The sequence below is a fragment of the Pantoea vagans genome (genome assembly GCF_001506165.1).
GTDB lineage: Bacteria > Pseudomonadota > Gammaproteobacteria > Enterobacterales > Enterobacteriaceae > Pantoea > Pantoea vagans_C.
On the sequence record NZ_CP011427.1, the window covers coordinates 1,588,033 to 1,601,679 of the forward strand.

General features: G+C 54.3%; 14 protein-coding genes. 7 read left to right on the top strand and 7 right to left on the bottom strand.

The window, feature by feature from the left end:
- Nucleotides 1-408 carry a flagellar protein FlhE gene (flhE, locus tag LK04_RS07340; protein ID WP_039335291.1) on the top strand — a complete coding sequence of 136 codons (408 nt, stop codon included), beginning with the start codon at nt 1-3 and terminating at the stop codon, nt 406-408.
- Nucleotides 409-443: 35 nt separating this feature from the next.
- On the opposite strand, the gene argS is transcribed toward flhE, so the two are convergent.
- The gene (gene argS, locus LK04_RS07345) at nt 444-2,174 is read right to left on the bottom strand and encodes an arginine--tRNA ligase (RefSeq protein WP_039335489.1); all 1,731 of its coding nucleotides are present in this window, start codon (nt 2,172-2,174) and stop codon (nt 444-446) included.
- A gap of 168 nt (nt 2,175-2,342) precedes the next feature.
- Nucleotides 2,343-2,465 carry a hypothetical protein gene (locus LK04_RS20915; RefSeq protein ID WP_007889544.1) on the bottom strand — a complete coding sequence of 41 codons (123 nt, stop codon included), beginning with the start codon at nt 2,463-2,465 and terminating at the stop codon, nt 2,343-2,345.
- Between the two features lie 313 nt (nt 2,466-2,778).
- Between LK04_RS20915 and LK04_RS07350 the strand changes: the two genes are divergently transcribed.
- Nucleotides 2,779-3,339, top strand: coding sequence for a VOC family protein (locus LK04_RS07350; RefSeq protein WP_102136008.1), 561 nt, complete (start codon nt 2,779-2,781; stop codon nt 3,337-3,339).
- Here LK04_RS07350 and LK04_RS07355 read toward each other — a convergent pair.
- Nucleotides 3,336-4,475 carry a MalY/PatB family protein gene (locus tag LK04_RS07355; RefSeq protein ID WP_039335295.1) on the bottom strand — a complete coding sequence of 380 codons (1,140 nt, stop codon included), beginning with the start codon at nt 4,473-4,475 and terminating at the stop codon, nt 3,336-3,338. The genes LK04_RS07350 and LK04_RS07355 overlap by 4 nt on opposite strands.
- Nucleotides 4,476-4,560: 85 nt before the next feature.
- Between LK04_RS07355 and cutC the strand changes: the two genes are divergently transcribed.
- Both cutC and LK04_RS07365 read left to right on the top strand, forming a co-directional pair.
- Nucleotides 4,561-5,313, top strand: a complete 753-nt coding sequence (gene cutC, locus LK04_RS07360) for a copper homeostasis protein CutC (RefSeq protein ID WP_039335297.1) — start codon at nt 4,561-4,563, stop codon at nt 5,311-5,313.
- Between the two features lie 170 nt (nt 5,314-5,483).
- A complete protein-coding gene (locus LK04_RS07365; protein ID WP_039335298.1) occupies nt 5,484-6,344 on the top strand; it encodes a hypothetical protein in 861 nt (286 codons plus the stop codon).
- A gap of 71 nt (nt 6,345-6,415) precedes the next feature.
- On the opposite strand, the gene LK04_RS07370 is transcribed toward LK04_RS07365, so the two are convergent.
- Nucleotides 6,416-7,513: a glycerol dehydrogenase gene (locus LK04_RS07370; protein ID WP_039335299.1), complete on the bottom strand. Its 1,098-nt coding sequence runs from the start codon at nt 7,511-7,513 to the stop codon at nt 6,416-6,418.
- A 175-nt stretch (nt 7,514-7,688) separates the two neighbouring features.
- On the opposite strand from LK04_RS07370, the gene LK04_RS07375 reads away from it, so the two are divergent.
- On the top strand, nt 7,689-8,309 hold the full coding sequence (locus LK04_RS07375; protein WP_039335300.1) for a LysE family translocator: 621 nt from the start codon (nt 7,689-7,691) through the stop codon (nt 8,307-8,309).
- 3 nt (nt 8,310-8,312) lie between these two features.
- On the opposite strand, the gene cmoB is transcribed toward LK04_RS07375, so the two are convergent.
- From cmoB to LK04_RS07390, 3 genes are all read right to left on the bottom strand, one after another.
- Nucleotides 8,313-9,281 (bottom strand): tRNA 5-methoxyuridine(34)/uridine 5-oxyacetic acid(34) synthase CmoB, encoded by a 969-nt coding sequence (gene cmoB, locus LK04_RS07380; protein WP_039335301.1) that lies wholly within the window; start codon nt 9,279-9,281, stop codon nt 8,313-8,315.
- The gene (cmoA, locus tag LK04_RS07385) at nt 9,278-10,006 is read right to left on the bottom strand and encodes a carboxy-S-adenosyl-L-methionine synthase CmoA (protein WP_039335302.1); all 729 of its coding nucleotides are present in this window, start codon (nt 10,004-10,006) and stop codon (nt 9,278-9,280) included. The genes cmoB and cmoA overlap by 4 nt, the downstream gene beginning before the upstream one ends.
- A gap of 75 nt (nt 10,007-10,081) precedes the next feature.
- Complete coding sequence (locus LK04_RS07390; RefSeq protein WP_039335303.1) at nt 10,082-10,903, bottom strand: DUF72 domain-containing protein; 822 nt, start codon at nt 10,901-10,903, stop codon at nt 10,082-10,084.
- Nucleotides 10,904-11,137: 234 nt separating this feature from the next.
- On the opposite strand from LK04_RS07390, the gene aspS reads away from it, so the two are divergent.
- Both aspS and nudB read left to right on the top strand, forming a co-directional pair.
- On the top strand, nt 11,138-12,919 hold the full coding sequence (gene aspS, locus LK04_RS07395; protein WP_039335305.1) for an aspartate--tRNA ligase: 1,782 nt from the start codon (nt 11,138-11,140) through the stop codon (nt 12,917-12,919).
- On the top strand, nt 12,919-13,350 hold the full coding sequence (gene nudB / locus LK04_RS07400; protein ID WP_039335307.1) for a dihydroneopterin triphosphate diphosphatase: 432 nt from the start codon (nt 12,919-12,921) through the stop codon (nt 13,348-13,350). The genes aspS and nudB overlap by 1 nt, the downstream gene beginning before the upstream one ends.
- Nucleotides 13,351-13,647: the final 297 nt, after the last annotated feature.

Sequence of the window (13,647 nt, forward strand, 5' to 3'; positions counted from 1 at the left end):
ATGCGTCGCTGGTGTTGGACATTAATGATGTTACCGATGGTGGCGCTGCCACTGTATGCCGATGCCGCAACGGGTGCATGGAGCGACAGCGCCAGTGGTCCGAGTATCGGGGTGCGCGGTAACTGGCTAATGACGCCGGCTTTAAAGGCACCCTCTGCTGCACCGGGCACTATTACAGTCGTGAACTGGCGTTATCAGCTCAGCCGTCCCGCGCCTTCCGGGATGATCGTGCGGTTGTGTACCACGCAACGTTGCGTGGAGCTTGAGGGCGGTAGCGGCAGTACGCGTGGGCTGGCAAATATCTCAGCTGAGGAAACCCTGCATTTGGCGTTTGGTTTTCAGGGGAAAGGCGCGTTGCCCCCGGGCTTGCGGGTGATAAGCAGTGAAGTGACGGTGAATTATCAGTAGCCAATAAAAAACCCGCCTTGGCGGGTTTTTTATTCTTACATACGCTCGACGGTTTTAATCCCCAGCGTATCCAGACCTTGCTTCAGCGTCTTAGCCGTCAGCGCGGCCAGCTGCAGACGGCTAAGACGCACTTGTTCATCCTCGGCAGAGAGAATCGGGCAGTGTTCGTAGAAGCCGGAGAACAGGCCAGCCAGATCGTACAGGTAAGCACACATCACGTGCGGCGTCCCATCGCGAGCGACCTGAGTAATCACTTCTTCAAACTGCAGCAGACGGGTAGCCAGTTGCGCTTCGCGATCTTCGGTGAGCACGATGTCGCCGCTCAGCGTCTCAGCGTCGATACCGGCTTTACGGAACACCGAAAGCACGCGGGTGTAGGCATACTGCATGTAAGGCGCGGTGTTGCCTTCAAACGCCAGCATGTTGTCCCAGTCGAAGATGTAATCAGTGGTGCGGCTTTTTGACAGATCGGCGTATTTCACTGCGCCAATACCGACCACTTCCGCCAGATCTTTCAGCTCTTGCGCTGACATCTCTGGGTTCTTCTCACTCACTAACGCGTGCGCACGCTCTACCGCTTCATCCAGCAAGTCGGCCAGCTTGATGGTGCCGCCACTGCGGGTTTTAAACGGACGACCATCTTTGCCTAGCATCATGCCAAACGCGTGGTGCTCAAGTGGCACCGACTCTGGCACATAACCGGCTTTACGCACGATGGTCCAGGCCTGTTGCAAGTGTTGATGTTGGCGTGAGTCGATGTAGTAGAGCACGCGGTCAGCATGCAGGGATTCATAGCGATACTTGGCGCAGGCAATGTCTGTGGTAGTGTAGAGATAGCCGCCATCCTTTTTCTGGATGATCACGCCCATCGGTTCGCCTTCCTTGTTTTTAAACTCATCAAGGAACACCACGGTTGCGCCTTCGCTGGTCACCGCCAGACCTTTTTCACGCAGGTCACTGACGATGCCCGGCAGCATGTCGTTGTAAAGGCTTTCACCCATCACGTCTTTGCGGGTCAGCGTCACGTTCAGGCGGTCATAGACTTCCTGATTCTGACTCATGGTGATATCGACCAGCTTCTTCCACATGCTGCGGCAGTACTCGTCGCCGCCTTGCAGCTTCACCACGTATCCACGTGCACGTTCGGCGAAGGCCTCATCGGCGTCATAGGTCACTTTGGCTTCGCGGTAAAATTCTTCGAGATCAGCCAGGGCGATATCTTCATGATGTTCGTTTTGCTGCTTTTCCAGATACGCAATCAGCATACCGAACTGGGTACCCCAGTCACCGACGTGGTTAGCGCGGATCACCTTGTGACCCAGGAACTCCAGCGTACGCACCGCTGCGTCACCAATGATGGTTGAGCGGACATGGCCAACGTGCATTTGCTTCGCCACGTTAGGTGCCGAGTAGTCAATCACGATGGTTTGCGGTTCGAGACTGCTCAAACCCAGGCGCGGCAATTGTAGTGCCTGCGCGGCTTGCGCCGCCAGCCATTGGCGATCGAGGAAAATATTGATGAAGCCGGGGCCGGCGATTTCGACTTTGCTGGCGATGCCGGCGAGATCCAGATGCTGAATCACCTGTTCAGCCAGCTGGCGCGGTGCCTGACCGAGCTTTTTCGCCACAGCCATGATACCGTTCGCCTGATAATCGCCGAACTGCACTTTCGCGGACTGACGAACCTGGGGTTCGCAATCAGCAGGTGCACCCGCCGCTACCATTGCCTGACCGACTTTATCGGAAAGAAGAGCCTGAATATTCACCGCGTTACCTTCATATGCTGAAAAGGCCCACCACGTGCGGTGAGCCGATGCCTTCATCCCGCAACGACACGGCGGGACGGAAAAATAAGAGGGGAAGTATACGTGAAATGTTAAGGTGCGTCAGCTTTTCGCATGCACAAGGGCGGGCAACATCAGCCCGCGCGCCGATTAACGGCGGCGCGGGTGACGACGAGGATTTTTAACGCTTTTGTCTTCACGCACCTTCCAGTGGCGGGAAATTGCAAATCCCATCAATGCAATCAGGACCGCGACAACAATGAGCATAGACATAGAGCCATTCCTTGAAGTTGTGAAACACAAATTTATAAGAAAGGGTATCAAGCTGCAATTGTTTGCAACTGAAATAAGAGTTATCTCATTGTATTAATTATCGTTAATATTAACAGGAGGTTAAGCCACTTTCATAAAGTAACTTCTGGACCTGTTTGGGCGATTAATCCTAATCGAGTGGGCTATTTATGCGGTTTTAGGCCATTTACGTAGTGAAATCGGAGGAATCCGACGATTTTGTCAAGCGTAATCTTTGGCGGCCCCATTTTATAATTGATTAAAATAACTGAACTAATATCGGCGTTTTAGGAGTATTAAGATGATTTTCCCTTCGGAACTGAGTGATTTAGAACAAGACTTAATGCGTTTTGAACAGGCGTTACAGCAATTTTCAGCGCGATTAGGGCTCGAACTCACGCAACACGAAGCCGATCACCTTGCGGTGCGTTGTCACCAGTTTGCGACAGCCGAGCGCTGGAAGGCGGGATTACTGCAAATCGGTAGCCAGTTTTCAGAGGCGATGATCAATGGTCGCCCGATCTGTTTATTCAAATTACATCAACCTTTGACGCTGGCGGGATGGCAAATCGATGTCATTGAATTACCCTGGCCGGGTGAGAAACTTTATCGCCACGAAGGTTGGGAGCATGTGGAGATCGTCTTGCGCGGAGAACCCGAAACCTTGGGTATGCGCGCGATGGCGTTGCTGTCCGATGATGCGCTGACGCAACCCGGCATTTCGTTCAAAACCAGCGCGCCGAAAGGTGACAATGAACGTTTACCCAATCCGACACTGGCAGTGACGGATGGGCAAACCACGATTAAATTTCACCCGTGGCGACTGGAAGAGATCGTCGCCAGTGAGCAAAATTAACGACGTGCGTTCAGCGCCTGCTGTAAACGCGCGACCGCTTGTTCCAGCAGCGCACGCGTGCAGCCAAAGTTGAAGCGTACGAAGTGGTCATCGCCAAAATCGCGACCGGGTGAAAAGCCCAGACCGTGTTTTTCGAAGTAGAGCGCAGGGCTGGCAACATTTAACTGGCTGGCATCAATCCAGCCAAGATAGGTTGCTTCGGGTGTGCTCATGGTGAGCTCGGGCGTGGCATTGATTTCGCTCACCAGCCAGTCGCGGTTGGCGCGCAGATAGTGGATTTGTGCATTAAGCCACTCATCGCCCTCACGCCATGCCGCCTCAGCGGCCACCAGGGCAAGAATATCCACCCCTGGCACAATGCCCTCACGCGCCTGTTTAAAGCGCTTACGCAACTCCGGGTTAGGGATTATCGCCATTGAGGCACCCAGTCCGGCGATATTGAAGGTTTTTGACGGTGAGATTAGCGTGATGCTGCGCTGAGCCGCATCCTCGCTTAAGGCGGCGAACGGAATGTGCTGTGCGTCGGGCGAGAGGATCAAATCGCAGTGGATTTCGTCAGAGCAGACGATGAGGTCATGTTGTTGGGCAAACACTAGCTGTGCCTCCAGTTCATCCCGGCGATATACGGTGCCGCCAGGATTTTGCGGATTACACAGCATCAGCAGTCGTTCATCGCCTTGCAAAGCGGCAGCATCGAGGTCCATGACCCAGCGCCCACTCAATAACCGCATCGGCAAATTAATTTGCTCGCGGTTGGCCAGCTTTGATGCCGCGCGAAACGGGGGGTAGATGGGCGTGGGGGCCACCGTACGCTGCCCAGTTTCCGTAAATGCGCGGACCGAAAGGTTAAGACCGCTGACCACGCCGGGTAGCATAACAATCCAATCCGGTTGAATATGCCAGTTGTAGCGCTGCGCTAAACGTGAAACGGTGATATCAATCAAACCACTTGGCGTGGCACCGTAGCCGAAAACACCATGATCGGCGCGCTTTTTAATGGCCTCAATAATGCACGGCGGTGAGCGAAAATCGGTATCGGCAACCCATAAAGGCAGTACATCGCGATCGCCATATTTGTGCCATTTCAAACTATCGCTGTGACGACGGTCTATCCATTGATCAAAATCGAATGCCATAGTGAGGTTTCCACGTAAACTATCCCACTAAGCAGACTAACTGAAGCCATCCTCCCGAGCCAGAAGTCATGAAAAGGAGCAAGGTATGACGAAACTGGAAATTTGTTGCTACGGCATCGACTGTGCAATGACTGCACAGCAGTCCGGTGCCGATCGCGTGGAGCTGTGTAGCGCCCCACGTGAAGGCGGGTTGACGCCGTCGGCTGGCGTGCTGGAAGCCGCACAACGTGAACTGACGATACCGGTTCACCCGATTGTTCGCCCACGTGGCGGCGATTTTTGTTACACCACGCAGGAATTTGAGGTGATGAAATCCGATGTTGCGCTGATGCGTGAACTCGGATTTCCCGGTGTGGTGATTGGCATGCTGGATGAAGATGCGCATGTTGATATCGCGCGTATGCGACAAATTATGGCGCTGTGTGACGGTATGGCGGTGACGTTCCACCGTGCTTTTGATTTGTGCCACAGCCCAAAAAAATCGTTAGAAGTGCTGGCTGATTTAGGCATTGCCCGGATCTTGACCTCCGGTCAGCAGCAAAGCGCCGAGACAGGAATTGCATTATTGCGGGAACTAAATGAACTGAGTACGGGTCCAATTATTATGGCCGGTGCGGGCGTCCGTTTAAGCAATTTGCAGAAGTTTATCGATAGTGGTCTGCAGGAAGTCCACAGCTCCGCCAGCCGTTTAGTCGCTTCACCGATGCGCTACCGTAAAGCCGGTGTCTCAATGTGCTCCGAAGCGGAAACTGATGAATTTAGTCGAACGTGTGTCGATGGCGATGTGGTTGAAGCGATGAAAAGCATGATGGAAATGACCGCTGTTCGTGTCGCCTGATTAAAAAACCGTTTTTGCCGCGCAGCACGCCATACCCAGGACGTGATGTTTGCAAGTACCAAACCCCAGAGCTTCTTGCTGGGGTTCTTTTTATCTGTCGTTCGGCCGTTGATAGCGCGTTACGCAAAAAGATGCTTTGATTAGTTCATGGCTGCTACGGATAAATCCTCATGAAATCCTTCTCTTGTGCTGTTTTAGTGCTGCTGTTTCCTGTATCCGGCGTTGCGCTGGCGGCGAGTACGGCCTGTCCGCCATTCAGCAAAAACATCACCAGCAGCAATAACTGGATCATGCTGGGCGGTGATGCCAAAGGCGCGGTGCGTCAGGTGGTGGCAGGTGAGTTCGGCAAAGACGTTGATTCGCAAAAAAGGGTGCTGGGACAGTTTGACCAGTGTGGGGATTTAATGGTGGCAGACATTACCTACGATAAAAACGAAGGCAATGTGGTGCTGACCATGGAGCAGCACATTGCCCGCGTGCAGCGTGGTTGGGTCGCAGAATATGCCTATCTGGTGAAAGTGATCAAAGCCGGAAAAGAGGAAGTGGTGGATAACCGTCAGGGCACCATTAGTTGGCAAATGGGGCAGCATGGCAACATTGTCAGTTCTTCAGATAAATTCACCAGCATGGGTAAAGACGGTTTTAGCGATACTACCTACCGTTATGACAAACACTTCCGGCTGGAAAAAAGCGTGGCGCGGGGCAGTGATACGTCCACTAACGGTGAAAACACCTGGCACTGGAACCCGCAAGGGCTGGTGACGTCATCCTCCAGCGCGCGCAGCAAAGATACTTACAGTTACGATAACCAATGGCGCGAAATGCGGCTCAATGGCTTATCGACCACCCCGGTGAGTACTTTGCATTCGGTTGATGAATGCCAACTGTGGGACGAAGTAGGTAATTGCACGCTGAGTTACCTGCATGAAACCGAAGTGTTTGCCAAGGGCACCATCGAGCGCCATTTGAGTTCGGCTTACAAGTATCAGTATTGGGATCGACCACCGGCGATGGCGGATGACGGGGACTGATGGAGAGATTGCGCAATAAATTGCGCCGCTACGACGTGCATACTTTGTAGCGGCGCGATCATCGCGCGATGTTATTTCACGGTTTGACTAAATGCATCCACCGCCACAATCGCGTTGGCAATATCTTCCGCTGACAGGTTTGGATTGAGGTTTTTCAGGGTATCGCCCTCACTGTTCGCCAACGCCCCAACACGCACCAGATTCTCCCAGGATTCATTCTCCAGGTGCAGCTCCTTCAGCGTGGTCGGCATCTTGATCGCGCGATAGAAGCGAATGTAACGCGCAATCTCTTCGTCAGGGCGCTGTTCCAGTACCATCTGCGTCAGCGTGCCGTATGCCACTTTCTCGCCATGGGTCAGATGATGGATATCGCCATCAATGGCGGTAAACCCATTGTGAATCGCATGGGCACCGGCCAGACCGGCGTTTTCAAAACCTAAACCAGAGAGCAGGGTGTTCGCTTCCACTACGGCTTCTACCGCTGGCGTGACGCGCTTTTCGCTCACTGCGGTGTAGGCGCTGAATCCCCACGTCAGCAGCGTCTCTTCGCAGGCACGTGCAATGGCAGTCCCGGCGATAGTCGGATCACCATTCACCATCGACTTGGCATGAGAGCGCAGCACCGCTTGTGCTTCCACCCAGGTTGCCAGACCATCGGCAATGCCAGATGCAAACAGGCGGGCAGGCGCAGATGCGCAGACTGCGGTATCAACTAACACCAGGTCAGGGTTTTTACTGTAAAAACGATAGCTTTCAAACACACCACTGTCCGAGTAGATCACCGACAACGCGCTGCAAGGCGCATCGGTTGAGGCCACGGTGGGTACAATCGCAACCGGCTGTTTCAGCTCATCGGCAATCGCTTTGACGGTGTCCAGGGTTTTACCGCCGCCAAGGCCGACCACCACATTGCTGCCCTGTGATTTTGCCAGCTGCGTTAAGCGGTTGATCTCATTGCTGGAGGCTTCACCGTTAAACGGCTGGCGGCTGAATTCAATCCCTGCCGCCTGCAACGTTTTCTGCGTGCGTTCACCAATCAGATTCCAGACGATATCGTCAGCCACCAGAAACGCATGCTGCCCGAGTTCAGCAACATAGGTTCCCAACTCATCCAGTACACCGGCGCCTTGAACATACTTACGCGGAGAAGAAAAAATGAATTTACTCATAGCGACAACTCCTTGATGTGAGAAAAGCAGTTGCTGTTAAGGTGACACAGTTAGATGACGAAGATTTAACCATAACTGGCAAGTTGAGAATCATTATCAATTACTGACGGAAGGTAATTATCGTCAATATGTTACGAGAGCGTTAAGATAGCGGCGCATAAACAAGGAGCAGGCCATGACACTGATTTTATCTTTTCTGTTTGCGATCACCATTCTGACTCTGACACCGGGTTTTGACACCGCACTGGTGCTGCGTTCTGCCGCCGCCCAGGGTTGGAAACGTGCTTCAGCGACGGCTTTTGGCGTGACGCTGGGTTGTCTGGTGTGGGGCGTGGCGGTGGGCTTAGGTTTAGGCGCGCTGCTGCTGGCATCTGAAATGGCCTATAACCTGCTGAAGTGGGTGGGTGCCGCTTATTTGCTCTACCTCGGGGTCAAACTGCTGCTTAATCCGCGCACCCAAGCCGAAGAGGGGCAGGGAGTACAAACAAAAGAGCAAAGCTATGTCGCCTGCTTCTCTCGTGGATTACTCGGTAACCTGCTGAATCCGAAAGTCGGCGTATTTTATGTCACCTTCCTGCCGCAGTTTATTCCGGCCGGTGCGTCAGTGCCGCTGTGGTGTACCTTGATGGCGTTAACGCATATGGCGATTGGCCTGGTGTGGAATGCGGTGCTGATCGGCGGCAGCCAGTATTTTGCTGCGCATTTGCGCCGTCCAGCGGTATTGAAAGTGATGGATCGTTTGACCGGCTGCGTGTTTATCGGTTTCGCCGCGAAGCTGGCGCTGTCGCGGCGATAAGCACTAAGGCTTGCGTGCCACCAGTACCGCACGCAGTGGTGCTGGATAGCCTTCTACCGTTTTGCTGCTGTCATTAGGATCAAGGAACTCGGCCAGTGATTCGCTGGTCATCCAAGGGGTGCGGCGCTGCTCTTCGACGGAAGTCACGGCGTAATCGGCGATGCGGACATCAACAAAACCACACTTCTCCAGCCAGCCTTTTAAGGCGGCAGCAGAGGGGATGAAGTAGACGTTACGCATTTGCGCATAGCGTTCACCCGGCACCAGCACGGTGTTTTCGTCCCCTTCAACCACCAGGGTTTCCATCACCAGTTCGCCGTCACTCACCAATTGATTTTTCAACTGCAGCAGATGATCGAGCGGTGAACGGCGGTGATACAGCACGCCCATCGAGAACACCGTATCAAAAGCTTGCAGCGCAGGCAGTTGCTCAATGCCAAGCGGTAACAGATGCGCGCGGCGATCGTCGCCCAGCAGTTTACGCACGGCTTCGAACTGGCACAGGAACAGTTGCATCGGGTCGATACCGACCACCAGTTTTGCGCCTGCACCGATCATGCGCCACATGTGATAGCCGCTGCCGCAGCCGACATCCAACACGGTACGATGCGTCAGGGGAGAGATGTGCGGCAATACACGATCCCATTTCCAGTCGGAGCGCCATTCGGTATCGACCTCAGTGCCATACAGGGAATACGGCCCTTTGCGCCACGGCATTAAATTGCGCAGCAGATTCTCAATACCCAGACGCTGACGATCGCTGAGGTTGTCAGCTTGCGCACTGACGCTATCCAGCAAATCCAGCTTTTGTGGCGTCAGGAGAGGTAAATACTCGACTGACTTCTCCCAGTCACGGAATTTCCCGTGCAGGTTTTCGCGTTGCCACGCTGCAACTTGTGCAGGCAAGACTTCAAGCCAGCTGGCGAGTGGCCCCGTGGCGATTTGCTGATAAAAACGGCCAAAATCAATCATTTCAACGCTACCAAAGAACCAAAGTTAAAGCACTGGAACCACAACTCAGCATGGGCGAAACCGGCCGTTTTCAGCCGCGCTTTATGGGCTTCGACGCTGTCCGTCAACATCACGTTTTCCAGCATGCTGCGCTTCTGGCTGATCTCTAATTCGCTATAACCATTGGCACGTTTGAAGTCGTGATGCATGTTAAACAGCAGTTCGCCAACGTCGGCATCTTCAAAGCTGAATTTTTCTGACAACACCAGCGCGCCGCCGGGGTTCAGGCCCTGCGCGATTTTCTTCAGCAGCTCAAGACGGGCAGGTGGCTCAAGGAATTGCAGCGTGAAGTTCAGTACTACCATCGAAGCATTCTCGATATGGATATCCTGAATATCCGCTTCGATCACCTGCACCGGCGTATCCGCGCGGAAGGCATCGATGTGGCGGCGGCAACGCTCAACCATCGCCGGTGAATTATCCACGGCAATAATCTGGCAGCCCGGCACATGAATGTTGCGGCGGACGGAGAGCGTGGCGGCACCCAACGAGCAACCCAAATCGTAAACCTGGCTGTTGGGCTGCACAAAGCGTTCTGCCAGCATGCCAATCATCGAAATGATATTGGAATAGCCCGGCACCGAGCGCTGAATCATATCGGGAAAGACTTCAGCCACGCGCTCGTCAAAGGTCCAGTCACCCAGCTTGTCGATAGGTGCGGAAAATAGCGTATCGCGGTCAGACATAATGAAAGGTCCGGAGAGAAAACGGAAAGGGCGCTATTCTGGCAGAAACTGCCGCAGGCTGCACCCGCTTTGAGTTTAGAACAGACTCGATTGTTGCGGCCAGTCAGGCAGATTGCGCAATGAGGGTTCCAGTTGCAGCAACTGTGGCCACAGCGCCTGCAGTAGCGGAAACACCTCGCCCATATCCGGCGTATGAATAAACAGCATGGGATCGCTGTCATGCTGCCACTCCGCCAGCTTTTTCCGCCAAGGCGCAAACAACGGCAGACTCTCTTCAACGCTGTCGCTGCCGATAAAGCGAACCATCGGCTGCGACCCGCTACGCACTGCGTGAGGCGGCACGCGCGGCTTTTTCGCCCGGGCATCTACGGCGGCAGCGGTTTGCGAGGTGGAGGCGTGCACTGGGCGGCTATCGAGGATCACGCGATTAACGCCACGTTCCAGCAGGCCGCGATTGAAAGCGCGTTCCGCATCGCCTTTGGCGAAAAACTGCTCGTGGCGCACTTCCACGCCGTAACGGAAGTTGCGGGGCAAACTGTCTAAAAATCCCCATAAGTCTGGCAACTGGGCCGGTGAAAAAGTGGCGGGCAGTTGCAGCCAGTACTGGCCAATACGCTGGCTGAGCGGGTCGAGCAAGCGGAAGAACTCGTTGAGCAGGTCGTCACAGTTTCGCAGCGCGGCGGTATGGCTGATGCTTTTGGGAAATTTAAAGCAAAAGCGAAAATCATCGTGCGTCATGTCGCGCCAACGCATCACCACTTCTGGCGTCGGTAAAGCGTAGAGCGTGGTGTTGCCTTCAACACAGTCAAACAGCTGGGCGTAATCGGCGAGCGTTTCCAGCCCGAACATTTTCCAGCGCGGATGCTGCCATTGCGGTAACCCAATACGAAGTGTCAAACCGGTGCTCCTGAATCCTTTGTGTGCGGGAATGTGTGGCGTAATGTAACCTGTTTCTCTGTTGGCAGGAAAAACAGCGACGATAATTGCCGATCATTTATTCGCTTTGATCTGGCTCTACTTATCCTGCCTGGGTTTTTCCATTATAATAGCCGCCTTTTTTGCGACAGCATCTCAGAAGGTTACGCGGCCTGATGTTGTCTGGCAGCAGCGGCGAAGTTAAAAGGATACGTTATGCGTACAGAATATTGCGGACAGCTCAATCTGTCCCACGTGGGTCAGCAAGTCACTCTCTGCGGCTGGGTTAATCGCCGTCGCGATCTGGGCAGCCTGATTTTTATCGATATGCGCGACCGTGAAGGTATCGCTCAGGTATTCTTCGACGCCGATCGTCAGGAAGCTTTCCAGCTGGCATCTGAGCTGCGCAACGAATTCTGTATCCAGATCACCGGCACCGTGCGTGCACGTGAAGAAAAAAACCGCAACAGCGACATGGCGACCGGTGATGTTGAAGTCTTCGCCCATGAACTGAACATTATTAACCGTGCTGAACCCCTGCCGCTGGACTCCAACCAGACCAACAGCGAAGAAGCGCGCCTGACCTATCGCTATCTGGACTTGCGTCGTCCGGAAATGGCGCAGCGTCTGAAAACCCGTGCGAAAATCACCAGCTTCGTGCGCCGCTTTATGGATAACGAGGGCTTCCTCGATATCGAAACGCCGATGCTGACCAAAGCCACGCCAGAAGGCGCACGTGACTATCTGGTGCCGAGCCGTGTGCACAAAGGTAAGTTCTACGCATTGCCGCAGTCTCCACAGCTGTTTAAACAGTTGTTGATGATGTCCGGCTTTGACCGCTACTACCAGATCGTGAAGTGCTTCCGTGACGAAGACCTGCGTGCTGACCGTCAGCCGGAATTCACCCAGATCGACGTAGAAACCTCTTTCATGACCGCCGAGCAGGTGCGTGAAAAGATGGAGCGTCTGATCCGCGAACTGTGGATTGATGTGAAAGGCGTGGACCTCGGTGACTTCCCACAGATGACTTTCGCCGAAGCGATGAACCGTTACGGCTCCGACAAACCAGACCTGCGTAACCCAATGGAACTGGTGGACGTGGCTGACCTGTTGAAAAGCGTCGAATTCCAGGTGTTCGCGGGCCCGGCTAACGATCCTAAAGGCCGTGTTGCTGCCCTGCGTGTGCCAGGCGGCGCGGCGCTGACCCGTAAGCAGATTGATGAATACGGCAAGTTTGTTGAGATCTACGGCGCTAAAGGTTTGGCGTGGATGAAGATCAACGAGCGTGCGAAAGGCTTCGAGGGCGTACAGAGCCCGGTGGCGAAATTCCTGACCCCGGAAATCGTTGATGCGATCCTGAACCGCACTGCTGCACAAGATGGTGACCTGATCTTCTTCGGCGCTGACCGTGCCAAAGTGGTGGCGGATGCGCTGGGCGCACTGCGTCTGAGAGTGGGTCGCGATCTGCAAATCACCGATGAGAAAGCGTGGGCCCCGCTGTGGGTGATCGACTTCCCGATGTTCGAAGCGGACGAAGAGGGCGGTCTGGCGGCTATGCACCATCCTTTCACTTCACCGAAAGAACTGACGGCTGAGCAGTTGGCGGTAGATCCAACGCAGGCGGTAGCGAATGCCTACGATATGGTGATCAACGGTTACGAAGTGGGTGGCGGTTCAGTGCGTATCCATAACGGTAAAATGCAGCAGACGGTGTTCAGCATCCTCGGCATCACCGAAGAAGAGCAGCGCGAGAAGTTTGGCTTCCTGCTGGACGCACTGAAGTACGGTACTCCACCGCATGCGGGCCTGGCGTTTGGTCTGGATCGTCTGACTATGTTGCTAACCGGCACCGACAACATCCGTGATGTTATCGCGTTCCCGAAAACCACCGCAGCTGCGTGTCTGATGACCGAAGCACCAAGTGAAGCCAACCCGGCAGCGCTGCTGGATTTGGGCATTTTGGTGGCACCGAAGAAAGAAAAGTCAGAGAACAAGTAATGGGCTATAAATACCCGGTTTCGGTGCTGGTGGTGATTTTCGCGCGAGACACCGGCCGGGTGTTAATGCTGCAGCGACGTGACGATGTGAACTTTTGGCAATCCGTCACGGGCAGTCTTGAGGCGGGTGAAACCCCGCGTCAGGCCGCACAACGAGAGGTAACAGAAGAGCTCGGTATCGACGTTGTCGGTGAACAGCTGGTGCTGGATGATTGTCACAAACACATTGAGTTTGAAATCTTCCCGCACTATCGCCATCGCTATGCGCCAGGCACCACCCATAACCGTGAACACTGGTTCCGGCTGGCACTGCCGCAGGAGCGCGATTTGCTGCTCACCGAACACCTCGCCGCCCGCTGGCTGGACCCCGCCGCTGCCGCAGCCTTAACCAAGTCCTGGAGTAACCGCCAGGCAATCGAAGAATTTACCTGAATGCCCGCCGCCGCGCGTTTTTTTGGCGGCGATTAAGGTAGATTCCACAAATTCGACGAAGCGTATTTCCTTCGTACTAAAATCCGGTGCCAGACATCCATCTCGCACCGCTAAATTGAATAGATGGGCGTAATCGACACACATTGTCAGTTATACGCCCCCAATATTGAACAGTCAGGCGTTATCGTCGCAGCAAGGTTGTTCACCGCCAGCGCACAGCAACCGGAGCGTACTCTTGTACGTGAGGATTGCGAGCACTGCCGGGGAACAAGATTGCAAGTGAGATAGCCTGCACCC

Excerpts from the sequence above, each read along its gene's own strand:
- cmoB (WP_039335301.1), bottom strand. The coding sequence starts at position 9,281 with ATGATTGATTTTGGCCGTTTTTATCAGCAAATCGCCACGGGGCCACTC.
- LK04_RS20915 (WP_007889544.1), bottom strand. The coding sequence starts at position 2,465 with ATGTCTATGCTCATTGTTGTCGCGGTCCTGATTGCATTGATGGGATTT.
- cutC (WP_039335297.1), top strand. The coding sequence starts at position 4,561 with ATGACGAAACTGGAAATTTGTTGCTACGGCATCGACTGTGCAATGACT.
- LK04_RS07370 (WP_039335299.1), bottom strand. The coding sequence starts at position 7,513 with ATGAGTAAATTCATTTTTTCTTCTCCGCGTAAGTATGTTCAAGGCGCC.
- cmoA (WP_039335302.1), bottom strand. The coding sequence starts at position 10,006 with ATGTCTGACCGCGATACGCTATTTTCCGCACCTATCGACAAGCTGGGT.
- aspS (WP_039335305.1), top strand. The coding sequence starts at position 11,138 with ATGCGTACAGAATATTGCGGACAGCTCAATCTGTCCCACGTGGGTCAG.
- LK04_RS07375 (WP_039335300.1), top strand. The coding sequence starts at position 7,689 with ATGACACTGATTTTATCTTTTCTGTTTGCGATCACCATTCTGACTCTG.
- flhE (WP_039335291.1), top strand. The coding sequence starts at position 1 with ATGCGTCGCTGGTGTTGGACATTAATGATGTTACCGATGGTGGCGCTG.
- LK04_RS07365 (WP_039335298.1), top strand. The coding sequence starts at position 5,484 with ATGAAATCCTTCTCTTGTGCTGTTTTAGTGCTGCTGTTTCCTGTATCC.
- LK04_RS07355 (WP_039335295.1), bottom strand. The coding sequence starts at position 4,475 with ATGGCATTCGATTTTGATCAATGGATAGACCGTCGTCACAGCGATAGT.
- nudB (WP_039335307.1), top strand. The coding sequence starts at position 12,919 with ATGGGCTATAAATACCCGGTTTCGGTGCTGGTGGTGATTTTCGCGCGA.